General features: G+C 49.0%; 26 protein-coding genes and 1 tRNA gene. 16 read left to right on the top strand and 11 right to left on the bottom strand.

The features are described from left to right. Positions 1-139: 139 nt before the first annotated feature. Genes ACAN54_RS13405 through ACAN54_RS13420 form a run of 4 tightly spaced genes read left to right on the top strand, consistent with a single transcriptional unit; the run spans position 140 to position 2,772 of the window. Positions 140-682, top strand: a complete 543-nt coding sequence (locus ACAN54_RS13405; RefSeq protein WP_379155385.1) for an RNA polymerase sigma factor — start codon at positions 140-142, stop codon at positions 680-682. After that, positions 679-1,134 (top strand): zf-HC2 domain-containing protein, encoded by a 456-nt coding sequence (locus tag ACAN54_RS13410; RefSeq protein ID WP_379155388.1) that lies wholly within the window; start codon positions 679-681, stop codon positions 1,132-1,134. Before ACAN54_RS13405 ends, ACAN54_RS13410 begins: the two co-directional genes overlap by 4 nt. Positions 1,135-1,163: 29 nt before the next feature. Continuing rightward, on the top strand, positions 1,164-1,661 hold the full coding sequence (locus ACAN54_RS13415) for a hypothetical protein (RefSeq protein WP_379155391.1): 498 nt from the start codon (positions 1,164-1,166) through the stop codon (positions 1,659-1,661). A gap of 19 nt (positions 1,662-1,680) precedes the next feature. Then, positions 1,681-2,772 carry a DUF4097 family beta strand repeat-containing protein gene (locus ACAN54_RS13420; RefSeq protein ID WP_379155394.1) on the top strand — a complete coding sequence of 364 codons (1,092 nt, stop codon included), beginning with the start codon at positions 1,681-1,683 and terminating at the stop codon, positions 2,770-2,772. 176 nt (positions 2,773-2,948) lie between these two features. Here ACAN54_RS13420 and ACAN54_RS13425 read toward each other — a convergent pair whose 3' ends face one another. Continuing rightward, entirely contained in the window at positions 2,949-3,929 is a 981-nt protein-coding gene (locus ACAN54_RS13425; protein ID WP_379155397.1) for an aldo/keto reductase, read from the bottom strand. 263 nt (positions 3,930-4,192) lie between these two features. Here ACAN54_RS13425 and leuB point away from each other — a divergent pair, with 263 nt between their 5' ends. The 5 genes from leuB (at position 4,193) to ACAN54_RS13450 (ending at position 9,768) form a co-directional block, all read left to right on the top strand. After that, a complete protein-coding gene (gene leuB / locus ACAN54_RS13430; protein ID WP_379155400.1) occupies positions 4,193-5,275 on the top strand; it encodes a 3-isopropylmalate dehydrogenase in 1,083 nt (360 codons plus the stop codon). A 241-nt stretch (positions 5,276-5,516) separates the two neighbouring features. Further along, entirely contained in the window at positions 5,517-6,056 is a 540-nt protein-coding gene (locus ACAN54_RS13435) for a peroxiredoxin (RefSeq protein WP_379155404.1), read from the top strand. 224 nt (positions 6,057-6,280) lie between these two features. Further along, entirely contained in the window at positions 6,281-6,688 is a 408-nt protein-coding gene (locus tag ACAN54_RS13440; RefSeq protein WP_074085833.1) for a hypothetical protein, read from the top strand. 342 nt (positions 6,689-7,030) lie between these two features. Then, entirely contained in the window at positions 7,031-8,134 is a 1,104-nt protein-coding gene (locus tag ACAN54_RS13445) for an ATP-binding protein (protein ID WP_379155409.1), read from the top strand. 203 nt (positions 8,135-8,337) lie between these two features. Next, on the top strand, positions 8,338-9,768 hold the full coding sequence (locus ACAN54_RS13450) for a leucyl aminopeptidase (RefSeq protein ID WP_379155884.1): 1,431 nt from the start codon (positions 8,338-8,340) through the stop codon (positions 9,766-9,768). Between the two features lie 146 nt (positions 9,769-9,914). Here the strand turns inward: ACAN54_RS13450 and ACAN54_RS13455 are convergent, their stop codons facing one another. The 4 genes from ACAN54_RS13455 to ACAN54_RS13470 form a co-directional block, all read right to left on the bottom strand. Further along, positions 9,915-10,052 (bottom strand): hypothetical protein, encoded by a 138-nt coding sequence (locus tag ACAN54_RS13455; protein WP_379155412.1) that lies wholly within the window; start codon positions 10,050-10,052, stop codon positions 9,915-9,917. 95 nt (positions 10,053-10,147) lie between these two features. Then, a complete protein-coding gene (locus ACAN54_RS13460) occupies positions 10,148-10,342 on the bottom strand; it encodes a FeoB-associated Cys-rich membrane protein (protein ID WP_379155415.1) in 195 nt (64 codons plus the stop codon). A 45-nt stretch (positions 10,343-10,387) separates the two neighbouring features. Then, the gene (gene feoB, locus ACAN54_RS13465) at positions 10,388-12,400 is read right to left on the bottom strand and encodes a ferrous iron transport protein B (RefSeq protein WP_379155418.1); all 2,013 of its coding nucleotides are present in this window, start codon (positions 12,398-12,400) and stop codon (positions 10,388-10,390) included. After that, positions 12,397-12,699: a FeoA family protein gene (locus ACAN54_RS13470; protein WP_379155887.1), complete on the bottom strand. Its 303-nt coding sequence runs from the start codon at positions 12,697-12,699 to the stop codon at positions 12,397-12,399. The genes feoB and ACAN54_RS13470 overlap by 4 nt, the downstream gene beginning before the upstream one ends. Positions 12,700-12,877: 178 nt before the next feature. On the opposite strand from ACAN54_RS13470, the gene ACAN54_RS13475 reads away from it, so the two are divergent. From ACAN54_RS13475 to ACAN54_RS13485, 3 genes are all read left to right on the top strand, one after another. Further along, positions 12,878-13,840 carry an aldolase catalytic domain-containing protein gene (locus tag ACAN54_RS13475; RefSeq protein ID WP_379155421.1) on the top strand — a complete coding sequence of 321 codons (963 nt, stop codon included), beginning with the start codon at positions 12,878-12,880 and terminating at the stop codon, positions 13,838-13,840. Between the two features lie 186 nt (positions 13,841-14,026). Beyond that, positions 14,027-16,150, top strand: a complete 2,124-nt coding sequence (locus tag ACAN54_RS13480) for a putative bifunctional diguanylate cyclase/phosphodiesterase (RefSeq protein WP_379155424.1) — start codon at positions 14,027-14,029, stop codon at positions 16,148-16,150. 74 nt (positions 16,151-16,224) lie between these two features. Then, positions 16,225-16,298 (top strand) — tRNA-Gly (locus ACAN54_RS13485). A 138-nt stretch (positions 16,299-16,436) separates the two neighbouring features. Here the strand turns inward: ACAN54_RS13485 and ACAN54_RS13490 are convergent. After that, entirely contained in the window at positions 16,437-17,792 is a 1,356-nt protein-coding gene (locus tag ACAN54_RS13490; RefSeq protein WP_379155427.1) for a dipeptidase, read from the bottom strand. Between the two features lie 416 nt (positions 17,793-18,208). Between ACAN54_RS13490 and ACAN54_RS13495 the strand changes: the two genes are divergently transcribed. The 3 genes from ACAN54_RS13495 (at position 18,209) to ACAN54_RS13505 (ending at position 20,147) form a co-directional block, all read left to right on the top strand. Beyond that, on the top strand, positions 18,209-19,162 hold the full coding sequence (locus ACAN54_RS13495) for a TRM11 family SAM-dependent methyltransferase (protein WP_379155429.1): 954 nt from the start codon (positions 18,209-18,211) through the stop codon (positions 19,160-19,162). Positions 19,163-19,175: 13 nt separating this feature from the next. After that, positions 19,176-19,793, top strand: coding sequence for an NUDIX hydrolase (locus tag ACAN54_RS13500; RefSeq protein ID WP_379155432.1), 618 nt, complete (start codon positions 19,176-19,178; stop codon positions 19,791-19,793). A 201-nt stretch (positions 19,794-19,994) separates the two neighbouring features. Next, positions 19,995-20,147 carry a hypothetical protein gene (locus ACAN54_RS13505; protein ID WP_379155435.1) on the top strand — a complete coding sequence of 51 codons (153 nt, stop codon included), beginning with the start codon at positions 19,995-19,997 and terminating at the stop codon, positions 20,145-20,147. 102 nt (positions 20,148-20,249) lie between these two features. On the opposite strand, the gene ACAN54_RS13510 is transcribed toward ACAN54_RS13505, so the two are convergent. From ACAN54_RS13510 to ACAN54_RS13520, 3 genes are all read right to left on the bottom strand, one after another. Beyond that, positions 20,250-20,714, bottom strand: a complete 465-nt coding sequence (locus tag ACAN54_RS13510) for an ASCH domain-containing protein (protein WP_379155890.1) — start codon at positions 20,712-20,714, stop codon at positions 20,250-20,252. Between the two features lie 24 nt (positions 20,715-20,738). Then, entirely contained in the window at positions 20,739-22,745 is a 2,007-nt protein-coding gene (gene abc-f / locus ACAN54_RS13515) for a ribosomal protection-like ABC-F family protein (RefSeq protein WP_379155438.1), read from the bottom strand. Positions 22,746-22,852: 107 nt separating this feature from the next. After that, positions 22,853-23,020: a hypothetical protein gene (locus tag ACAN54_RS13520; RefSeq protein ID WP_379155441.1), complete on the bottom strand. Its 168-nt coding sequence runs from the start codon at positions 23,018-23,020 to the stop codon at positions 22,853-22,855. Between the two features lie 168 nt (positions 23,021-23,188). Here ACAN54_RS13520 and ACAN54_RS13525 point away from each other — a divergent pair, with 168 nt between their 5' ends. Further along, positions 23,189-23,566, top strand: a complete 378-nt coding sequence (locus ACAN54_RS13525) for a PH domain-containing protein (protein WP_379155893.1) — start codon at positions 23,189-23,191, stop codon at positions 23,564-23,566. Between the two features lie 19 nt (positions 23,567-23,585). On the opposite strand, the gene chrA is transcribed toward ACAN54_RS13525, so the two are convergent. Further along, positions 23,586-24,125: a chromate efflux transporter ChrA gene (gene chrA, locus ACAN54_RS13530; protein ID WP_379155445.1), complete on the bottom strand. Its 540-nt coding sequence runs from the start codon at positions 24,123-24,125 to the stop codon at positions 23,586-23,588. Further along, positions 24,126-24,704 carry a chromate efflux transporter ChrB gene (chrB, locus tag ACAN54_RS13535; RefSeq protein ID WP_379155448.1) on the bottom strand — a complete coding sequence of 193 codons (579 nt, stop codon included), beginning with the start codon at positions 24,702-24,704 and terminating at the stop codon, positions 24,126-24,128. It lies immediately after the preceding gene. Positions 24,705-24,896 lie beyond the last annotated feature (192 nt).

The raw sequence follows: 24,896 nt of genomic DNA on the forward strand, positions 1-24,896 counted from the left end.
TATGTTGTTCACCATATTTACCGGAGAATGGGCGGATAAACTGGATTATTGATCCTTCAAAAAAATAAACAGAAACCTTTGCAGGGGAAGCCCGGAGTCTGTCGTCTAATATTATGAAGCTGAAGGAGGGGAGAACGACTTGGAAGAGGCAGAGTGGATATCAGCCGTGCTAAATGGGCAGCATCAGGCTTTTGAGCAATTGGTGTCACGTTATCAAGGCATGGTGTATCGGGTATGTATCAAAATTACAGGAGAAGCTGAGTCAGCCAAGGATATGGCCCAGGAAGTCTTCATCAAAGCCTACAAGGCGCTCCCTTCCTTCAGAGGGCAATCTTCATTCTCCACCTGGTTGTACCGGATTGCTTACCGGACATGTCTGGACTGGAAACGGGCCAATGACAGGGAATGGCGGCACCGCAGTACAGCCGATTATACGGAGAATGATTGGGTAACATCGCAGACGCCTGAGCATGTGCTGATCCGCAAGGAAGCGTCGGAAGCGCTGGGCGCGAATCTGAATCATCTCACAGAACCGTACCGGTCGGTCGTGCAGATGTATTATTTTCAGCGACATTCCTATCAGGAGATTGCCGAACAGAAAGGCGTTTCAGTAAAAACAGTAGAGTCACAGCTGTACAGGGCCAGACAGATGATGCGTAAAAACGGGGAGGAATGGCGATGAATTGTGCAACAGTAAAAGAATGGATGCCGCATTATATCGAAAACTTGCTGTCTCCGGAAGCGGAGCTGAGAATCCGTCTGCACATCGAGTCTTGTCCCGAATGCGCACAGTGGCTGGAAGAAGCAAGAGAAATGTCTGTGTTATGGAACGAAATGGAGAATGGACGAGAGTCCTTGGATACATTTGCCTTTCCGGATATTACTGCCGATGTAATGGCGCAAATTGAACAGCTGGAATCGGGGCGCCGGGAACGGGCGGTCAGAGCAACTATGGTTAGACGCCGCACAGCCCCCAAAACCTCTTGGGTACACTATGGGGTTGCGGTCGGCTTGACCTTCCTGCTGCTGCAGCTTGGGGTATTTAAGGATATGGCCTATGGCATTACAGAAATTAATGGACATATGTCCACATCGGTCAGCGCCTGGCTTAACCCTGATGGATCAAATGAATAATTAAACAACTTCAAATGGGAGGATATTATATGATCAAAAAAAGACGTTGGCTCACTTTTCTTCTGGCTATGATTCCGGGACTAGGGCATTTGTATTTAGGCTTCAAAAAATTGGGGCTGGAATATATGGTCGGGGCATCCCTGTGTATTATCTTTATCCCCTCCATGCCAACCATTTTCCCGTTTGCTCTGGCTGCGCTGTGGTTCTATCAATTATTTGATGCTCTTCAAAAAGCAGCGTGGATGAAAATATCTGCCGAAGAACATGAACGTATGATGTTCCATCCTGACAGCTATGGGGCTCCATGGAGTATGGGCATGCCTGGAAGCGTGGCGTATCCGAACGAAGATGTGAATCCGGTCTGGGTCGGTTTTGGCTGTGTAACTGCGGGTATTCTGCTGCTGATTGTTACTACTTTCCCGGGGCTCTGGGATTTGCTCACCGATATGAATATCGGATCCATTCTGTTGTCGCTGGGCCTGATCGGCTATGGACTAAGAATGCTGAAGAAAAATCCAAAAGTATAAAGAAATGGGGATATGAACAATGGGGAGATGGAAGATCGGCAGCTTTACCGCAGCCTTGGGATGCATCATGCTGGGGGTTATCATCGTATTAGCCCAATTTGATGTGGTTACCTACCAGGCGCTGAATTATCTCTGGCCTGCGCTGCTTATATTGTTCGGGCTGGAGACCCTGCTCCGCATATTTGTGAAGTCCGATGTCAAAACGCGTGTCAGCGGCTGGGCTATTGTCCTGATTGTGGTGTTGGTTGCCGCAAGCGGGGCCCAGAGGGTGCTGGCCGATGGCTCGCTCAGCGGGATTTTCGGTAACACAGAGATTGTGCCAGTAAATGGAACAGTGGATGTGCAGGCAGGGATCAAGAAGGTGAAGATTGAATTGCCGCACGGTAAGGTAAAGCTAAGCGGTGTGGATGGCAGCACTCTTGACTATGAGGGTAAGCTGGAAGTGCCGGGGAAATCGGAAAGTGAAGCTTCAAGCTCACTCGAACAGAAATGGACAGTCATAGCCGAAGGAGACACCTTGACCATGAAGCTGGAAGGGGAATCGGGCTGGCTCTCCAACATCCATATTGGATTTAATCTCAAAGATCCCTATTTGAACGTTAATCTTCCCAGCAATCTTGCAGTAGAGGTTGAAACCAGTGACGGATCAATTGAAGCTGGCAATTTGCAGTCAGGTGTAGAATTGGATACCAGCAACGGAACATTGGATATTCATGATGTGGCCGGTGGCGTGGATGCACACACGAGCAATGGAACGCTGACTGTGCAGAATGTGCAGGGTGAAGTGAAGCTGGTCAGCTCCAATGGCGCCCTGAATCTCGGCAATATCGACGGTTCGCTGTACGCGAAGAGCAGCAACGGCAAGATCACGATTAACTCGCCGATTACCGGTGAATGGGAGTGCTCTTCCAGCAATGGCAAGATTGTAGTGGGTCTGCCGGCTTCTAACGATGCAACGATTACTGCAGATACCAGCAATGGCTCGCTCAAAGGAGATGTCAGCTGGAAGGGTGATGACAACAGTCACGGAACCGCCGTGCTCGGGAGCGGGACGCACAAAGTTTCCTTGTCCACCAGTAACGGATCTGTAACCGTGGATACAGCAGAATAAGGATGGACATATAGTTGAACATTCGTGTTGCAGGCAAAATAGGATGCGGATAAAAAGAGCTGTTGTACTTGGCAGAGTAAAGGCCATGTACAACAGCTTCTTTTTTTTGCGGAGTTAAGGAAGGATATCTTCTCCATCAGCCGCAAGCACGACTCGTCCTCGCATGGAATTCGTGCCTACCAGGCATATGCCTTTGGCGCTGCACCACCAGGGCCAGGGAAGATCTCATCCAGACGCTTGAGTACGGACTCGTCCAGAACGACTTCCAGGCTGCGCAGCGCACTTTCGAACTGCTCCATGGTACGCGGTCCGATGATTGGTGCTGTGACTGCCGGATTCGCCAGCAGCCAAGCCAGCGCAATGTTGTCTTGGGGTTCGCCAAGCTCTTGGCTGAGTTCGGCAAAAGCCTCAAGCTGGTTCTTGTACTGTTCTACCCGTTCTGCATTACCACCGCTGCGGCTGCCCTCGATTTTCTTGAGCGCATTACGTCCAAGCAGTCCTCCGTCGAGCGGACTCCAAGGGATGACTCCGAGACCGAGGTTCTGGGATGCAGGAAGAACCTCCAGCTCCGGCAGGCGGCAGGTGAGGCTGTATTTATGCTGCTCAGATACAAGCCCCAAGAACCCCCGGGCTTTAGCTTCCTGCTGGGCTACTGCAATATCCCAGCCGGCAAAGTTGCTGGAGCCGACATAGCCGATTTTCCCCTGGCTGACTGCAAGCTCGAACGCGCTCCACAGCTCGTCCCAGGAGACACTCCGATCTACATGATGCATCTGATACAACTCGATGTGGTCAGTCTGAAGGCGTTGGAGTGAGCCCTCCAGGTGACGGCGGATAATATAGGAGGAGAGACCGCTTTCATCATTAGGGCCGTCAAGTTTGTCGCTCATAGCTCCATAGACTTTGGTGGCCAGTACAACCTTTTCACGCCGGCCTCCGCCCTGCTTGAACCAGCGGCCGATAATCGTCTCGGTCAGTCCGGAATTCTCGCCCCAGCCATACACGTTGGCGGTATCAAAAAAGTTGATCCCCGCATCCAGTGCGGCGTCCATAATGCGGAAAGCTTCTTTTTCATCCGTAATTGGACCAAAGTTCATCGTCCCTAGACAGAGACGGCTTACCTTCATACCGGATTTGCCAAGCTTTGCATACTGCATCTCACCACAACTCCTCTACATGTAATGGTCAAACCATACATTCATAAGTACATACTTATTGTAAACAACCTAATAAACAAGAGCAAATGATCAGACAGGGCCGACCGGCAAGGGAATGGATTGTACGAGGTCAATGATGGCGTTATAGGCTGAGCCTATCACTTTCATAGAATCTATATCTTTGTCCTTTGGCCGTAGGTATGATACAACAATATACAGAAGAACTATGTCTGCGAACAGCAGAAATCAGAGGAGTGACGGGAATGAGTGAGGTTAAAAAAATCGCAGTGATATCCGGGGACGGTATCGGACCTGAAGTTGTGGCAGAGACGTTGAAAGTACTCAGAAAAACGGAAGAATTGTTCGGTTATGCGTTTGAAACCGAGGAGGCACTCTTTGGCGGAATCGCCATTGATGAACGGGGAACACCACTTCCGGAAGACACGCTGGCGATCTGCCGCAAAGCGGATGCGGTGCTGCTGGGTGCAGTCGGCGGACCGAAATGGGATAACAACCCGAAAGAGCTCCGTCCAGAGACAGGACTGCTGGGTATTCGTAAGGCGCTGGGGCTGTTCTCCAATCTGCGTCCTGCTGTCGTATTCGATTGCCTGAAGGATGCGTCAACGTTGAAACCTGAGGTGCTGGAAGGCACAGACCTTATGGTAGTCCGCGAGCTGACAGGCGGTATCTATTTTGGAGAGAAGCTGCGCCGTCAAGGTGAATTCGGAGAAGAAGCAGTGGATACTTGCGTATATAATGTTACCGAAGTGGAACGCATCGTGCGCCAAGCCTTTGAAATTGCTGGCAAACGCCGCAACAAGCTGGCAAGTGTCGATAAGGCGAATGTCCTCGAAACTTCGCGCCTCTGGCGTGAGGTCGTGAACAGAATTGCTCCCGAATATCCGCAGGTAGAGCTGGAGCATGTACTCGTGGACAACTGCGCTATGCAGCTGCTGCGTCGTCCTTCTAGCTTTGATGTTATTGTAACCGAGAATATGTTTGGAGATATCCTGAGTGATGAAGCAGCGATGCTGACCGGATCCATTGGCATGCTTGCTTCAGCATCGCTGGGTGAGGGCAGCTATGGCCTGTATGAACCGGTACATGGCTCTGCACCTGATATTGCCGGACAAGGCCTGGCGAATCCGATCGCTACGATTCTGTCACTCGCGCTTATGTTCCGCCTGACCTTTGGTTATGAGGAAGCAGCAGCGGCCATTGAAGCAGCGGTGGCAGAAGTGCTCGATGCCGGACACCGCACTAGTGACATCGCTGTCGACAAGAGTAAGGCCATCAGCACTACGGAGATGGGCGATCTTATTGTGGCCGCTATCCGTAAAGCCTAGGATACTAGAGCAGCTTATTCTCCTTATGACGCAGAAAAACAATAAACTTCACAGAAAGTTGCTTATTTATAATAATTATAAAAAAATAATGACTGCAATATTGACTTTAATTTTGTGCGATGATAACATTTGGTATACAGCAACACGTATTGACCAACTCATCCAATCAAGAAAAGCATATTGCACTGGAAGTGGATTTCAACAATTGTTTTTCTTACATACTCAAAGGAGGATTTAAGCAATGGCAGAACGTTTGGTAGGTAAACCAGCCCCAGATTTCACAATGGAGACCGTAACGGGCGACGGTAAGGATTTCGGTAAGGTAAGCTTGTCCGACTATCGCGGCAAATGGCTTGTATTCTTCTTTTATCCGCTTGATTTCACATTTGTATGTCCTACGGAAATCACAGCACTTAGCGATGCAGCAGCTGATTTCGCAGCTCTTGACACTGAAATTCTTGGTGTGAGCATCGATTCGATCCACAGCCACAAGGCATGGATTACCACACCTAAGGATGCAAACGGTCTTGGCCCGATCAACTTCCCGCTCGCATCTGATATTACGAAGAAGGTTGCCAGCGATTATGGTATCCTGATTGAAGAAGAAGGAATTGCACTGCGCGGTTTGTTCATCATCGATCCTGATGGCGAACTGAAATACCAGGTAGTTAACCACAATGATGTAGGACGTAGTGTTGAAGAAACTCTCCGTGTTCTGCAAGCCCTGCAATCAGGCGGACTATGCGCCATGAACTGGAAACCTGGCGATAAGAATCTGTAAGCAAGGGTTGGCATAAGCACCGATCTTTGAGATATTTAAAGAACCTCCTTGCGGGAGTAATTGCCGGCGAGGGGGTTTTTTGCACCAAATAGCCCATAGGTAACTGACTTTCGTTTGAAAATGGGCACAAAGGTTAATATAATAGCTTCAAGGCGAGGAATCTCTACTGCTATTTTGTAATATAATATTAAATCAATGTAAAATACCAAGGAGGGTGAACAAAAATGAGCTTTTGCTGTGGAGCGAGTATGGTTGGAACGAAGGGAACCCTAAAGCATTATCGCACGCAAGTCCATAATGTTCCCCTGCTTTTTTGCCCGGTCTGCCATCGGGTTGAGGTACATTATAAAGTGGAAAATGAATATGAAATTCTTGCTGAATATGCCCATGGTGACGGCGTAACAGATGTTGATTTCCAGGATTATGTTATGGAAGACGAGGAAGCCATTTTCGAGAACGTCATCAATGTAGAGAGTGAAGATCCGCTGCACATCGTGCGCAGCCAGATAGATATGGCCCTTGACCTGCTGGCTGTGGCCAAGCAGATTGAAGATACCAAATGGGAGCGGGAGCTTAAGAAACGTCTCGCTGTGATGAGTCAACGGCGTCACCGCTTACAGCAAAAAGCCTAACAAACGGGCTGTTATTCCAGTAAACCAATATGCAGATCACAGAGCCTTCGCTGAAGCGAAGGCTTTTTTACGGTTTGGGAAGCAACCCGAAAGGGGAAACTGGTTTTATATTGGGATTATGTGTGTCTTTAGAATCATTTTAAGAATAAATCTGTAATTCGACAGTTTCTCTGATTGCGTTGTCTGCTTCACTTGGATATGATTGGAATATAGTTGAAACGGTTGGATAATATAATACGATTTCCGAATGTTCTGGCGGCTTCGTCATATACTCAAATACATAGTAATTTGATGTCGCTTAAGCGTCTTCGTCAAATGCAGTAAAAGGGGGAACTTCGTATCGTGATAAGCCAATATCAGGAAAGCTTGCTTTTGCCGGCAAGAACGTTTCATACTGGACCGATGAACACTACATATGAGGATGTACTCGAGCAAATGGACAGCGGAATCATGCTTTTTGATGAAGAAGGTGTGCTAACGTTTGTGAATAAGCAAATGTACAGCATTCTGGGACTTAGCAGACATTCGCTGTTGGGCTGCACTATGATTCATTTATTATCGAATATCCAGATGAACCGATTCAAGAAGAAACAGGTACTGCGCGGATACCGTGAAATAATGAAGAGGGGTAAGCCAAGCTATGAGTTTGTAGATGAATACGGCAGGTATTGGAAAGTGACACTAAGCAGCGGCGAGCAAATGAAGGGCTGTTATCTGTTCACGTTCAAGGAAATCTCCGATTACAAGATGATTGAACAAACAGCATATCAGAACGACAGTCTGGTAATGCTGGGCAAATTATCTGCCTCGATTGCTCATGAGATCCGTAATCCGCTAACAGCGATTCGCGGGTTTATTCAATTGCTGCATCCCCATCTTCATCAACTCGGCAAGGAGGAATATGCCAAGATCATATTAGCGGAGATTGACCGGGCCAATGATATTATTCATGAATTTCTCATGTCCTCCAAACCTTCAGTACCTCAAGTTGCCATGATCTCTGTGTCGGGACTTCTAAAGGAAGTTGTTCTTCTTACCGAAAGTGAAGCATTAATGAAAGGCTGCGAGATCCAGCTTCATCCGTTTCAGGAGGATATGATCATCTCCGGCGACATCAAGCAGATGAAGCAGGTCGTTCTTAATATGATAAGAAATGCGATGGAAGCGATTACGGATAAGGTTGATGATGCCATAGGAAAGATCGAGCTTCGGGCACGCAGAGAAGGTGCAGAGGTTCGTATTTCAATCTCTGATAATGGTAAAGGGATGGATATTTGCACCTTGGACAGGTTGTTCAATCCTTTTTTCACCACGAAGGAAAATGGGACTGGACTCGGTTTGTCCGTCAGCGATCGGATTATCAAGAACCATGGCGGATGCATATCGGTCAGCAGCCGGGTTAACGAGGGCACTTGCTTTGTCATTTCGCTACCGCTGATTCAATAATTCAGGTAATATACTCATGTATTAGAAAAATAAATTTCATGTGAGGCTGATTCCCGCGCAGCAACGTCTGTGTGGGAGATCAGCCTCGTTGCGTTATTGTAGGATAAGCATCATTGGATGAACCAGGAGGGATTATGATTAATATTCATTGGAGTAGTGGCAGCTTGTCACAATCACTACAAGGTGATGCCTTATGCATCATTATGTCTGAGGCAGAATGTGAAGGGGGACATACGTCTGCTCAATGGTCAAGACAAATAAGTATGCTGTCAAAAGCCGGATTATTCAGCGGTAAGCTGAACCAAACCTACGTCCTTCCTATAGAAAGCCTGCCAGAACTTCCGGTTGTCATTCTGGCAGGCAGCGGTAGTGGATTGCTAGGAGAGGAGGAACTCCGTCTTTTGGCTGCCCAGACGGCTCGTGCTGCACTCAGATTGAAAGTACACAAACTCATTGTTCAGATTCCAGACACATGGAGCCAGTTGACTGCTATTGGGGCTGAAGAGGCCAGTCAAGCAATCTCGGAGGGTCTTGTTCTGGGGAGTTACTGCCGGAAGCACTACAAGCGGGAACAGCCGGTATACAAAGGTCTGGAGTCTGCTGTGTTGCATATGGAACGGCAAGCGGAGACGGCAGAGTCTATGGAATGGGTGGAAGGGATTAAGCTGGGAAAAGCATTTGGGGATGCCACCAATCTGGCACGCCAGCTTACTAATCTTCCCGGAAATCTGCTGACACCTTCAGCGCTATCTATGGCAGCGATAGAAATTGCTGAGCGGCACGGATTCCCTGCTGAAGTTCTGGATGAACAGGAAATTGAGCAAAAAGGTATGGGGGGCCTGCTTGCCGTCGGTAAGGGAAGTGTGCATCCACCACGGATGATCGTCATCCGTTACCAGGGAGCAAGCCAGTGGGAGAACGTTACGGCAATTGTCGGCAAAGGGATTACTTTTGACACGGGTGGCATTTCGCTGAAAAGAGCGCCGGGCATGGAAAACATGATTAGCGATATGGGTGGGGCAGCAACTGTACTAGGGGTAATGGATGCGCTTGGAACGCTGCGTCCGCGGATTAACGTGGTCATGGTAATTCCATCCGCGGAGAATATGCCGGCAGCTAATGCCTTCAAGCCAGGAGATATAGTGACAACGCTTAGCGGACGAACCATTGAAATACTAAATACCGACGCTGAGGGCCGGGTTGTGCTCGCTGACGCACTCACTTATTCCCTGGAATGGGGGGCGGAACGGATCATCGATGTAGCGACCCTGACAGGCGCCGTAGTATCGGTTCTGGGTGATATTGCTACAGGTGCTGTGACGAATAACGAGGCGATGATGGAGGAATTAGAGATAGCCGCGTTGAGAGCTGGAGAGAGAATCTGGAGACTGCCGGTGTATCCCGAGTTTCGGGAAATGCTGCGAAGTGAGGTGGCAGACATCCGCAATGCCGCCGGGAGATACGGGGGAGCCACAACGGCAGGGTTGTTCATCGGCGAGTTTGCAGAGGGGCTGCCGTGGATTCATCTGGACATTGCCGGAACGGCATTTCTGTCCAAAGAACGCGGAGTGAATCCTAAGGGGGCAACCGGGGTCATGGTGCGTACACTTTTGCACTACTTGCTTCATTCATGAACGTTAAGTCAATTCCAAGACGATTACAGAAAAAAGCCGCCAAGACCTATATTCCAAGGTCTGGCGGCTTTTTTGCCAAGATATAAGAATCCTTCAGGCTTGTTATAATAACTATAAGCATTGTCCAATCTGTTCCAACATTCCGGTTAGATGTTCTTCTTGCTTCTCATCTGGGAAGTAATTGACGAAATGCCATTCATGACCTTATTACGCGCATCCTTGTTACGAAGCAGGTAAGCTGCTCCAAGTGCTGCTGTAGTCCATAATGTCTTTTTGGTATTCATGTGTATTCCCTCCTTGGGTTGGTCTGGCTGTAGTTGCTTATTAGTAACATACCCGCATCCCAGGGATCCTAAACGAATCTGTTTGTATTAGCTATTCAAGCTTTGGCCGAATGTTTGGTGTCTGCAGGTCCTACGCTGCAGGAGAATGGAGAGTCTGACGAAGCGCCTGCGCAGGTCTTGCTTTTATCACAGCCGGCACAAGCCCCTTGTTTGCCCTTCTGCACGTGACGATAGATCATCCAGCCGGAATAACCAAATACAAGCGCTATAATTAAGATATTTATAAACATTACCGTTCCCCGCTTTCGCTCAAGTAACTCTGGGTATACCAGATTTTAAGACAATCCCAATAAGCTGCCGCCTTGAAAAATGACCAGTGCAACAATATATGCCAGTGCAACGGAATATCCTATGGAGAAAAAGGTCCATTTCCATGAAGCCGTCTCTTTCTTGATGACCCCAACAGTAGCCAGACAGGGTGTGTAGAGCAGGATAAAAGCCATGAAGCTGACCGAGCTGAGCGGAGTAAAGACCTGTGAAATCTGGCCTTCCAGTCCGGCTGCATCCGGGGCATGATAGATAATATTCATGGTGGATACCACTACCTCTTTGGCCAGGAACCCAGGAACCAGTGTAGAACCGGCCTGCCACGTGCCGAATCCAAGCGGATGCAGCAGCGGAGCAATCATACCGCCAAATTTAGCCAGGAAACTGTTATCCATATCCACATTTAATCCGGAAGGACCAACGTAGGACATCAGCCAGATGATAACCGAACCGGCGAGAATAATCGTTCCTGCTTTGCGCAGAAACCCTTTGCCTTTTTCCCAGGTGCTGCGTCCTAGTGTCTTCATCTGCGGCATGCGGTAAGGAGGCAGTTCAATAATGAAGACGGAAGATTCATTCTTGAACAGATATTTGGAGAACAATTTGCACAAAATAAGGGCAAACACAACGCCGAGCACATACATCGAAAGTACGACAGTCGCCTGCTGGGCCGGGAAGAATACTGCCGCAAACAGCAGATATACCGGTAAACGGGCGGAGCAGGACATTAGTGGCAATAGGAGTGTAGTCAGCATACGTTCCTTAGGCTGTTCAATACTGCGCGCGGCCATAATCGCAGGAACGTTACAGCCGAAGCCGATAATAAAAGGAATAAAGGCCTTGCCGTTCAGGCCCATGCGTTCCATCGTACTGTCCATCAGCAGGCAGACACGCGCCATATAGCCGGAATCCTCAAGAAAGGAAATCATCAGGAACAGAATGAAAATCTGCGGAACGAATACCAATACGCCGCCAACTCCGCCAATGATTCCGTCAACAATGAGTGCATGTGTAAACCCGGAAGCCCCAATCGTCTGAAGTAGCGAATTCGCTCCATCGCTGATGGGGCCGGAGATCAAGCCATCCAGCATTTCGGACAATGGTCCGCCAATCCAGTCAAAGGTTGTTTTGAACATGGCGTACATGAAGACGATGAACAGCGGGAGACCGAGGAAACGATGAGTCAGGATCGCATCCAGCCGTTCAGTCAGATTATGCGGCTTGAGAAGTGTTGTATCCATTGCAGCTGCACATAGGGAGCGGATGAAGTCCATACGGACCGAACGAATCCATTGGGGCAGCGTCAAGGCCAGCTTGCGGTTCTGCAGTTCACTTTGACAGCTGTCGCAAATAGCCATTAGACGGGAAGTATCTATGCGCTTTTTGAGAAGCTCGAGAACCACCGGGTTTTGTTCCATCAGTTGTAGGGAAATCCAGCGAAGATTAGGCAGTCCCTGAATAGTCTTCAATTCTTCTTCTATAGAAGTAATGGCTTTCTCGGCCAATTCGCCGTAATCCAGTTTGAAGGTTACCCGGGGAATGGCAGAGGCTTTCTCCAAAATACTGAGTACTTGTCCGCTGCCTTTGCCGGTTCTGGCAATCAGCGGAAGCACGGTAATCCCAAGGTGTGATTGCAGCACTTCAGGATTGACCGAAATACCGCGTGCTTTAGCCACGTCAATCATATTCAGTCCCAGGACAGTAGGTTTGCCGTATTCAAGCAGTTGAAGCGTGAGCAGCAGGTTCCGTTCGAGCTGGGAGGCGTCAACGATGTTAATGAGGGCTTCCGGGGATTCCTCAAGTAAATATTGTGTGGCCACACCCTCGTCACGGGAGAGGGGATGCAGAGAATATATACCTGGAAGATCTATGAGCTTGCCTGCACCATTCTTCAGGCTGCCGACTTTTTTCTCTACCGTTACACCTGCCCAGTTACCCACGTATTCATAGGAAGAGGTCAATGTATTGAAAAGAGAGGTTTTACCAGTATTTGGATTGCCTACGAGGGCTATTGAACTCATGAGACGTTCACCTCAATCCTGGAAGCTTCCTTCCGGCGGATGGCGAACAGTTGACCGTTGCATTCGAGGGTAATGGGACCCAGAAAAGGTCCTTTCCCTTTCAGACGAATCAGAACACCTTCATACACCCCAAGATCAGCCAAGCGGCGCCGCAAGATGGGGTTCATTCCTTCAATTCGTTGGATTGAACACGTTGAGCCCGGTTCTAAGCGCAGTAAGGAGCAGGATGTTGAAGCCATTTTTAAACCCCCTGAGAGAGATTGATAATCAATCTCAATTGTTTTCTTGTACTGTAGCATTTCTTGTATATTTTTGCAGTGATATTTGTCATAGCGCACCTGTGGTGAAAAGGGTTATGAAAATAATCTCAAATTTCCTTTACAATTGTTTCTTTGCTCAGTATGATTGAACGATAATGACTGCACAGGAAGACTGTCCTGGCGGAATAATGATGGTTATAGTTGAAGGGAGAACACAATGGTCAAGAGTAATCAGAGCAAAATTGTCGACTGCACCATCCGTGATGGGGGACTTGTGAATAACTGGGATTTCAGCGTTGAATTTGTTCAAAATCTGTATGCCGGTCTGAATGAAGCCGGTGTTGATTATATGGAAATCGGGTATAAGAATTCACCCAAATTGCTAAAAGGAGCTGAGGGGGCGGGCCCTTGGCGTTTTTTGAATGATGATTTTCTTAGAAAAGTAATTCCGCAGAAGGGTCATACCAAGCTCTCTGCGCTTGTGGATATCGGACGGGTAGATGAGAATGACATTTTGCCGCGTAGTGAAAGTATGCTGGATCTGATCCGTGTAGCCTGCTACAGCAAGGATGTAGACAAGGCACTTCAGCTGGTGCAGACCTTCCATGATCTAGGTTATGAGACTACCATTAATATTATGGCATTATCGAATGTCATGGAGAACGAATTGCTGGAGGCTTTCGAGCAGATCCGCGAGAGCGTTGTAGATGTTGTATATATTGTGGATTCTTACGGAAGTCTGGATCATCAAGACATTCATTACCTGGTGGAAAAGTTCCAGACCCACCTGCCGAATAAGCGTTTGGGCGTACATACCCATAATAATCTGCAGCTGGCTTTCTCCAATACACTAGTAGCTGCCGAGAAGGGTGTAGAGCTGCTGGATGCTTCCTGTTACGGGATGGGGCGTGCTGCCGGCAACTGTCCAACTGAACTGCTGGTTACTCATTTGAAGAATACCAAATACACACTTCGTCCTGTACTCGATATTGTGGAACGGCTGATGATTCCCCTGCGCGAGAAGGAAGAATGGGGTTACATTATCCCGTACATGATTACTGGAACACTGGATGAGCATCCGCGTTCTGCAATGGCGCTGCGTGCATCAGAGGAGAAAGACAAAGCAGTCGAATTCTATGACAAACTGACCACGCCTGAAGTGAATTTTGGAGATAAATAAAGGCTTCATAAGAAGCACTGAACTCTTCAACAGGGTGACGTGCTTTTTATTTTTTTATCTTTGTTTTTCTTTGTTTTATATGTAGCTGAATGTAACTTTAGGGGACTACCAAACCGATATTTATACATAGGACATAAATATATCCATTCACTTACTATAGATATCAATTTCAGACGCGAGGGACCTATGAGACAAGAAGAGAAAAAGACCATTCATGCGGCGATTCTAGGGGCCGTGCTGTTCCTTCTGATTCAAATTTTTCGGACGCCGCTTGGGAATATAGAAGATAAAGATATACTGTCTGCACTCTATCTTATCATTGGCTGCTGCAATGTGGCCTTCGCATTTGCGATTTTTGCACAGGGCTGGCTATTCTTCGCTAACCGCCTATCCCAGGCAAGACTGTACACGTCTGCTCTTTTCCTGGGTGTCTGTATCTTAGACTTTTTGCACACGCTCAGCTTTGCAGGCATTCCTGCGATATCTTCCTATATAAATGCTGAACAATCTCTTTGGTTGCTCACCTTCTCCCGTCTGGCCAGCGCACTGGGGATCTTATTGATTTTCAGCAGGGCAGATAAACCGGTTGCGGCCGCAGACAAACATAAGGTATTCCGGATTTCCTTTGGAATGATCCTGGTAGCTTCGACTGTGTTCATTGTGGGCTACATGCTCGCTCCGTGGATATCGGGGTATTCATGGGTCTCTGGTCTGCAGCATCTGATGGATCTGGCTGTTCTTTTTGTATACCTGCTTGCAGTAGCGCTTATCGTATACCCTGGCAAAGCAGACAAGTCAGCCTCCCTCCTGATTATTATCCGCTCATTGATCTTTTTTGCTCTCGGACAAGTATTCTTTATGAATCCGCTAAGTGTAGGGGAAATGGATTACTTGTTTGGCATGTTTTGCAGTGGGGTGGCCTATTACCTCCTGTTAAAGGGAGTCTACCGGCTTACGATCGAAGAACCTTTTCAAGAAAATGAGCAGGCTGAAGCCCGGATTAACTATTTGGCTTACCATGATGACCTTACTGGACTACCGAACAGACGCCGGCTTAAGCAGCGGATGGAAGAAATCGTGATCCAGGGTGAACGTGACAATAGCCGAGGATTTGCTGCACTTGTGATTATGAATATTAATCATTTTAAGAATATCAACGACTCTCTTGGCCATTACGCCGGGGATCTTTTACTTCAACTGGTGTCCAAACGTATTGGAAATGAAGTGAATGTGGATGAGGAACTATTCAGCATGGGAGCGGACGAATTTGCTTTTCTTATGTCGGGCCGGACTGGCGAAGAGAGTTGCCTGATTCGGGCGGATGAACTTTTGAAGCTATTCGAAACACCGGTGGAGCTCGAATCAGGAGAATACCATATCTCACTCAGTCTGGGGATGAGTATTTACCCCGGTGACGGAGATACAGCAGAAGAGCTCATTCAGAATGCCGATACTGCTGTGCACAATGCCAAGGACCAGGGCGTAGAAATCCGCCGCTACATACCTGCTATGCAGATGAAAGCGAAGGAGCGCCTGAAGCTGGAGAATGATCTGCGCCGGGCGCTTGAACGGGACGAGTTCTATTTGGTCTATCAACCACAAGTTCAGCTGGATTCCGAAGAAATTGTGGGCATGGAAGCACTGCTGCGGTGGAATCATCCAAAGCGTGGACTGGTATCCCCAGTGGACTTCATTCCTATTGCCGAGGAGTGCGGGCTGATTGTTCCGATCGGGGCATGGGTGCTCAAAACAGCATGCCTGCAGAATAAAATCTGGCAGAATGCAGGCTACCGCCCCATTTGCGTCTCCATTAACCTATCTATGCGCCAATTCCTGCAGCCGAATCTCGCGGGTAAAATCGATGCTATTCTACAAGATATAGGGCTCGATCCGTCTTATGTGGATCTTGAGATTACAGAGAGTATGACACTGGATAAAGAAACTGCATTTGATCAACTGAACCGGTTGAAGAGACTCGGGGTTTTTATTAGTATTGATGACTTCGGAACCGGCTACAGCTCCTTGCATTATCTGAAGGATATGCCGATTGACCGGCTGAAGATCGACCGCTCCTTCGTGTCAGAAGTAATGGAGGACTCCAATAACGCAGCTATTGTATCGACTATAACGTCTATGGCCCATCATCTGAAGCTGAAAGTAACAGCAGAAGGTGTGGAGAACAAGGAGCAGCTGCAATTCCTGCGCCAGCAGCATTGTCATGAGGCGCAAGGATATTTGTTCAGCAAGCCGGTCCGGGCTGCTGAATTCGAAATGTTTTTTCTAAAATCTTCGCTGGGAATGCCCTCTTAACAAGTAAGCAGATTCCAAAGGGTTGCATTTTATTCTTGGGAATGATACAATATTTTTTGTCTTCACTACCCAATGCGGGTGTAGTTCAATGGTAGAACTTCAGCCTTCCAAGCTGATAGCGTGGGTTCGATTCCCATCACCCGCTCCAACTTACAAACTCCGAAATCCTTGTTATGCAAGGATTTTTTATTTGCGTATATTTCGGGTTTAAAGTCCGAATAAAAAGCCAGGGTCTCCGCGAAATGCTGGGGATTCCCTGGCTTTTATTGTACTGGGCTGGACTTGCTTAGACAGTTGTCAGGAACTCGACAATGGTCAGCAGTCCTTTATCGAAGTTCTCCAGATTGAAGTGTTCATCCGGTGCATGAAGGTTCTCGTCATCCAGACCAAAACCCATCAGTACTACCGGTGCTTTCAGAATACGGGAAAAGCTCTCCATGATCGGTATGGATCCGCCATCTTTGGTGAAGAGGGCGCGCGTACCGTATACTTTGCCATAGGCATCCGCTGCTGTTTGCAGGATTGGATGGGAAGGGTCGATGTTGAAGGCGCGGGCTTTCTCCATCTGCTTCACCTGGATCTTCGCTCCAGTCTGGATATTGGCCTTCAGATGGGCTTCGATGACATCCAGGATATGTTGTGGGTCCTGGTCACCGACAAGGCGGCAGGTGATTTTGGCATGGGCTTCTTTAGGAATAACGGTCTTGCTGCCTTCACCCTGGAATCCGCCATAGACACCGTTCAGTTCAAGCGTGGGCCGTGCGCCAACACGCTCCACAAAGCTGAAGCCCTCTTCGCCATACAGCTGCTCCAGGCCAAGCCCTGCTCTAATTTTGTCTTCATCCACGCCTTGCTTGGCGAATTCTTCACGCAATAGCGGAGATAACTCAGGAACGCCATCATAGAAGCCCTCAACTGCGACCCGGCCCTTGTCATCATGGAGTGAGCTTAACACAGAGACCAGTGCATGAAGCGCATTGGGCACACCCCCGCCGTAGGAACCGGAGTGAAGATCGGTCAGTGCGGTGTTTACGGTAACTTCCAGCGAGCAGAGGCCGCGAAGACCGGTGCAGATCGCAGGGCGTCCGCGCTCCAGCAGGGAGGTGTCGGAGACCAGCACGGCATCCGTTGCCAGCTTGTCCTTACTGGCTTCCAGGAAAGGCGGGAGATTGACGCTGCCGATTTCCTCTTCACCTTCAATGCAAAGCTTGATATTGACCGGTAAAGTGCCTTCCTGCTTCAGGATAGCTTCAATGGCTTTGATGTGCATGAATACCTGGCCTTTATCATCGGTTGCTCCGCGCGCGTACAGCTTGCCGTCACGGATCTCCGGTTCAAATGGCGGGGTTGTCCATAAGTTAAGTGGATCGACCGGCTGTACATCATAGTGGCCGTAGACCAGAATGGTTGGTTTGCCGGGAGCATGCAGATAATCGGCATAGATAACAGGATGGCCTGCTGTGGGGTGAAGCTCAATATTCTCCAGCCCGGCGCGTTTCAGAGTATCCAGAAGCCAGTGTGCTGCAGACAGTACATCATCTTTGTGGGCAGAGAGAGCAGAAATGCTGGGAATTGTCAGCCATTGCTTCAGTTCGGCCAGGTGAGCTTCACGCTCCGACTGAAAATAAGTTTCGTAAGACATAGTGGGTATGTACCTCCTTGGATTTCGCTGCAAAAAACCGGCTGTATCACCCGGCTTGGCATAACGGCAAGTGCCGCAGTCTTTTTTTGGCAGTGTAATGCCTCCATTATACTGGAGAAGTCATGAGGGATCAAAGGATCCGTTATCTTATAGGTCTACTGTTATAGTTCTTTTCAGGTTGTTGATTACCTTCAGTAACCATGCTAGACTTAGTGAGCTTAAGCAGCAAGAAGGCGCCATTACTTGCTATAGTTACATGGATGTAATCATCTTGGACCATACAAAGAGTCATCGGCTGGAGGATATCGGGTAGCTGTTTACGCTGGAAGAGTACAGGATTACACGGCAAATTTTAGACCGGTTTGGAGATAAATGGAGTATACTGATTATTGTAAACGATAGGAGCGGAATAGAGAGTGTCATTGAATTCAAATACAAGAACTTACATATATACTTACGCCTGCACCGGGGATGAAGAATCCTTGTGCGGCATGGAACTGCGATGCTTATTTGACCGTGATATTCCGGCAGCGATTTTTGAGAGCGATATTGAAGTAGATGTTAGCCGTAGCCCATTTATTAAGGAACGGATTGACGTCATGTATGCCGGGGACAGCCTGGAAGAGATCTATAAACAGACGGAGCAGGTAGAAGTGGAAGGCCAGTCATTCAAAGTGATTTTTGTGAAGACAAACGATTTGTCCCCGGCCGAAAAAATTGAGTATGATGAACGCAGAGTGATTGAGCGGGAAATTGGCATGCGTATCGAAGGTGAAGCAGATGTGAATCATCCGCAGCTGGTATACGGAATAGTAACACTGGGCGGACGCTGGTATTTCGGTACCTATCACAAGAATAAAGCCACCTGGTTCCGGCAGATGAAAAAGCCGCGCAGCTACTCGATTGCCCTTAGCACGCGTGTAGCACGGGCGGCTGTTAATATGGCTATTCCGCATCCTGCTGGTGTGCGGGCTATTGACCCTTGCTGCGGGATTGGCACGGTAATGGTAGAAGCGCTGTCGATGGGTATTGATATCGTTGGTCGCGACATTAATCCTCAAATTGTTGCCGGTGCCCGTACGAATATTGCTCATTTCGGGTTCAGCAGCACCGTTACACTGGGAGACATCGCAGACATTGAAGATCATTATGATGTAGCGATTGTAGATATGCCCTACAACTTGTATTCGCGGATTACACCCGAAGAGCAGCTTGCGATCCTGGTCCATACCCGCCGTATTGCTGACCGGGTCGTCATTGTCGCCATTGAAGCGGTGGACGAGATGATAGCAGAGGCAGGCTTCACCATTATCGACCGCTGTATAGCGAAGAAAGGTGCGTTCTCCCGGCATTTGATGCTTTGTGAGTAAAGGAGGAGCTGTAATGGAGCAGAAATGGTTAACCTGGGCCAAAGAAATACAGGCGATTGCCCAGACAGGACTTACATATGCCAAGGATGTCTATGATATTGAACGTTATCAGGCCTTACGGGAACTGAGTGTGGATATTCTCGCCAACTATACCTTTGAGGGCAAGGAGAAGATTAGACTCGCTTTTGCCAGTGAAGAGGGCTATGCTACACCTAAAGTTGATGTCCGCGGCGTGATTTTCCGTGAGGATAAAATTCTGATGGTCCGTGAAAAGCTGGACGGCAATTGGGCGCTTCCCGGGGGATGGGCCGATATCGGACTTTCGCCTAGTGAGGTAGTCGTCAAGGAAATTGCTGAGGAGTCTGGTTATAAGGCTGAGGCTGTACGGCTGCTGGCGGTGCTTGACAAGAAGTTCCATCATCATCCCCCTGAACCGTATCATATCTACAAAATGTTTATTCTCTGCCAGATTACTGGCGGTGAAGCGGCTGAGGGCGTTGAGACGAGCGGGGTGGGCTTTTTTGGCGAGGACGAGCTGCCGGAGCTATCGGAAGAACGCAATACAAAGCAGCAACTGCGAACAATGTTCCAATTTCTGCGAAATCCCGAAAAACCGGTCATTTTGGACTAGAACCATGCATATAATGTATGAATAAGTGAAATATAAGTTTTAATTGAGTAAAAAACTGGTTAATGATAATTATGAAAGCCTTTGCAAAAAAAATCCGCTGAGCCTTTATATCTAAAAAACCTTCGATAATTTAACTTTTTGGGCCGAGCGGTCTACATTTTTTCCTCTACTGTGACGATAGATATTTTAGGAGGGGATCGCATGGAACAAGAAGAATTGAGACTTCCGCTTACGCAGGAAGGCATGACACGTCCTGCAGAAGGCAACATTGCCAATGGCCTGGTATGGGGCATCCTCATCAGCATTCCTTTATGGATATCAGTGATAGGCTGGGTTATGGTTTTTTTGCACTAGGGCTTACAGCAGAGCAACAACTTCTACCAAATTGAAACTATACAATGAAGGCTGCCTCTCCGTGAAGGAGAAGCAGCCTTTTTGATTTGTGCGTGATTGTGTTTATTTGCGGAATACCAGTTCGAAATTCTCGCAGACGACCCGCATGCCTGGATCAAAGGTCATACCGAAAGCCTTCATCTCTCTAGAGAAATACGCCTCATGATGAAACCGCCATGATTCCAGGGTACGGTCATCTTCCCCTTCGGAATAGGCGAACTCCGGAGTCACGTCGTGAAAAGGGGTGATTTCACATTTTGTGGTTTTGATTATTCCGCGCGGGACACCCTGACTGTCCAACAAGATGGAATGGCCGCCGATAAAAGGCAAAGGCAGTCCGCGTACCTCATTTAGCTCATAATTCATGGCTGTTCCGGTCTTGACTCCCTGCAGCACTAGTGCAAGCAGCTCATCGGCCAACCGTGCATTGTCCCCAAATGACCAGGCACTGTCGTATAACGCTTCCGCCTCAGGATGTTCCTCCAGATAAGCCTTCCAATATTCAATGATGGCAGGGTTTTCCTGCATGATCTTCACCAGTTCCTCTCTTTTTTATTGCTCGGTTACGCTCATCCAGCAGGCAAATAATTCATCCAGTTTCTCTTGCAAGGTATCCCGGATGAGCTGAAGTTCTCCGAGCTTATGCGCATCGCTGGAATTCAGCGGAGCAAGCATTTCAGCATCGATGGAGCCAAGCTGGGCCTCCGTTTCGGCAATCATCTGCTCCCAGTATTCCGGAGGGCGTGACTTCCCGGAGAAGGCGGCCGATGTGGAACTGCTGCGTCTGAATTCGCCCTTATCCGTTCGCCTTCCATCTGAAGCAGCAGTCTTGGCATCAGATGGGTTGTTGCTGGATTTGGCGGAAAGGTGTGGTTTCGGGTCCTCCTTATAGTTGCTGTTCAAAGGCTGCGAGAATGCGGCAGCCTGTTCAGCCTGCTTTTCTTTGTAATACTCATAGTTCCCGGAGAACGCGCTGAATCTTCCTTCCGCGATGGACCAGAGCTTCCCGAAGCAGCGGTTGATGAAATAACGGTCATGGGATACCGCCAGCACGGTGCCCGGGTATTCTTCCAGTGCTTCTTCCAGCGCCTCGCGGGAATCGATATCCAAATGGTTCGTGGGCTCATCCAGAACCAGCAGGTTCGGACGGCGATGCATCAGCACTGCGAACCGCAGCCGTGTCCATTCGCCTCCTGAGAGGCTTGAAATGCTCTTGAACACGTCACTTCCGTAAAAGAGGAACCTGGCCAACTGTCCCCTGGCCTCACCTTCCTCGAGGCCTGCTTCCTCCCGGAAGTACCGCAGCACGGACAGGGTTCCGTCTTCGGGAACAGCTTCCTGTGCCAGGTAGCCGACAACCGCTCTGGAGGCTAAGGTGCAGCTTCCCTCGTCCGGCATTTCCTGGCCCAGAATAATCCGGAGCAGCGTACTTTTGCCTGCCCCGTTACCGCCGATTAGCGCTGTGGTCTCACCATACCGCAGAATTTCACTCGCTTGCGAGAAGAGGGTACGGTCACCGTAGCTTTTGCTGATCCGGTCCAGAATAACAACCTGATTGCCGGTACGGTCCTCCTGCTGGAGCTGCAGATCCATAGATTTACGCTCCAGGATCGGACGTTTGACCTTCACCATCCGGTCCAGCGCCTTCTGCATCGAGGCGGCCCGTCGGTGGAAGGAAGGATTCGGCGGATTGGAGCGGTTGCCCCATTCAATCAGCCGTTTGATGCTTTCCTGCATCTGCTTGATTTTCTTCTGCTGCTCCTGGTAGTCTGCGAATTGCCGCAGCAGCCGGGCTTCTTTCTCGATCTGATACCCGCTGTAATTGGTATGGAATGTGAAGGCTTCCCCGTCTTCGATCTCAATCACTTTCTTCACTACGGCATCGAGGAAGTAGCGGTCATGGGAAATGGCCAGCACCGTGCCGTCATAATCCTGCAGGAACTGCTCCAGCCATTCGATGGCCTCCATATCCAAATGGTTCGTCGGCTCATCCAGCAGCAGAATATCCGGGCGGCGCAGCAGCAGCTCAGCCAGGCCGACTTTGGTTTTCTCGCCGCCTGAGAGGGAAGAGAAGCGCCGCTCATATTGCCCGGCACCGATACCGAGGCCTGTGGCTACACGCTGGATGGAAGATTCCATTTCATAGCCTCCAGCGGCTTCGAACTTCTCTTGAAGCGTACCGTATTCCTTAAGCAGCCGATTCCAGCTCTGTCCGCTTGCAGCGGCATCCGGTACGGACATTTCCAGTTCCAGCTCCCTTAGCCGTGCTTGCCACTTCAGTGGTTCAGCGAAGCTCCGCTGCAGGACTGCATACACGGTTTCCTCGTCATTCACCTCTTGGATTTGAGCCAGCATACCGATGACGCTGCCTTTGCGGATAGAGATTTGCCCTTGCTCGGGACGTTCTTCGCCGCTTAGCAGATGGAAAAGGGTGGTTTTACCGCAGCCATTGCGGCCAATCAGGCCGATTTTTTCGCCTTGCCGTATATCGAAGGTAATATCGCTCAGCACGAGCTGAGCACCGTGGTATTTTTGAACATTTTGGCATGAGATGATCATAGGTATTCTCCTTTTATAGGAATGCCCTAATCGCTGCTCTGGTCCAATCTTCCAAAACAAAAAAGGCCGCAGGGAAATCTCCCCGCGGCCTTCATCGTTCTCCGGTCTTAAAGCGTCCGTTGAAGCATAGGCAGGAAAGGCATTTCACAATGTTGTAGTGTTATTGAATTCTTGTAAATGGACAGACTTCTCCCGTTGTCGGCATTTACATGAACGATGCCAGCCATAATATTAATCAGCCGGCTGCTAACACTATTGGTCCGATTGTGATCCATTCCTCCTACACCTCCTTCATACAAATTTATGAATAGTGTAACCAATAACGGCTGGATATGCAAGAACAAAAGTACAGCACCTGTGCATATCTGATCAAAGCCTTAAGTAGTATGAGTATATGGCGGGGGATGATTGGCCAAATCAAACAAGGAAACGGGGACTTGGCGATGGCGATTTTTAACGGATTGCTGGGCAATGCCACCCAGGTGGCGCTGACGGATGTTCAGCGGGAATACGCACAGATTCTTGCGCCGCACGAAAAAATCGAGCGGGCCTATAAACTGGTCAGGGATATGTTCATATTTACGGATAAACGGCTGATTCTCGTGGATAAGCAGGGGGTTACCGGCAAAAAGACAGAATATCACTCCATCCCTTACAAAAGCATATCGCATTATTCCGTGGAGACAGCCGGGCACTTTGATCTGGATGCAGAGCTATGTCTGTATGTCTCGGGAAGCGCGCTGCCGCTGAAGAAGACCTTCAACAAATCGGTTAATATTTACGAGGTTCAGGCTGTGCTGTCCCAGTATATTTTAAAATAACCTTAGTGCGGCATGGCTGCTAAACGGTATAGCGGAGCACCAGCCCGCCATAGGCAAATGCAGCCAGGATCACCAGCGCGGGGTGCAGTTTAAGCTTTTGTATCGCCCCAAAGGCGATTGCGGCAATGATCAGTGTCTGCCAAATGCCAATCGATTCGGCGGGGCCTTTAGCCATTTTTAAAGTGAGGACAATCATCATAATAGCGATTACAGGCTGTACAAGCAGGGTCATGCCTTTCACTACGGGCGACTGCTTGTATTTTTGCATAACGCCCAGCAGAATGATCAGTGCTGCCGCCGAAGGAACTACAGTGGCGATCAGAGCTGCGGTCATTCCCAGCCACCCGTAGATATCATACCCGACGAAAACAGCGATTTTGGTAGCGATCGGGCCGGGCAGCGCATTGCCGAGTGCCAGCATATTAGAGAATTCCTGATCGGTAAGCCAGCCGTAATGCGGCACGATTTCCTCATACATCAGCGGGATGGAGGAGGGGCCGCCGCCGTACCCCAGCAGATTAGCCATAAAAAATCCGTAAATCAGTTTCAGCCATTCCATTTAGGCGGTCCCTCCTTTTTGTTGTTTTGCGAGGATCCGGTAGTGAACGGTTCCATACCCGAGGAACAGCATGATCACGATTGCCGGATGGATATGCAGCACTTCAAGCAGGACCAGGGCGAGCAGCAGAAAAGCAGCGCCCATCCACTTGCCGAGGCCTTTAAAGGCTTTTTGGGCAAATTCGTAAGCCATGAGTCCCAGCATCACCGCGATGACTGGCGATACGGCGGCGATCATTCCGGCGACTGCCTTGGAGCCGCTCAGATCATTAACTGCAGAGAGAAGGGCGATCATCGCGATCCCGCTCGGGAGAATATGTGCCAGCACAGAGAGGATTGCGCCTTTGACCCCCTTCAGCTTATAGCCGAGATAGGCAGCCATTTTGGTGGCAATAGGGCCCGGCAGGGCATTTGCGATAGCCAGTGTTTCTCCGAATTCATCATCTGTCAGCCACCCGTAACGGGCCACGGCATCATGGCGGATTAAGGGAATCACGGAGGGCCCGCCTCCGTAACCGAGTATGCCTGTTCTGCACATGGCGACGGCAAGCTGCAAATAGGGATTGTCTTTGATGTTCACGTGACTCCTCCTAGTAAATGTGGTGAGTGGAACTGTCAAACTCAATATAGAAGGGTGCTGGTTTTGAGGCCTATTCTATACAATTCATCGGTGTGCAGCTACCTCATGGAAGGGGGTTCCGTGAAACTTTGTGCACAGCTCACAAAAAACAGGGAAGGCGCATGCGTTTTCTTTTGCCTGGATTGACAAAGG

Source organism: Paenibacillus diazotrophicus (genome assembly GCF_042610465.1).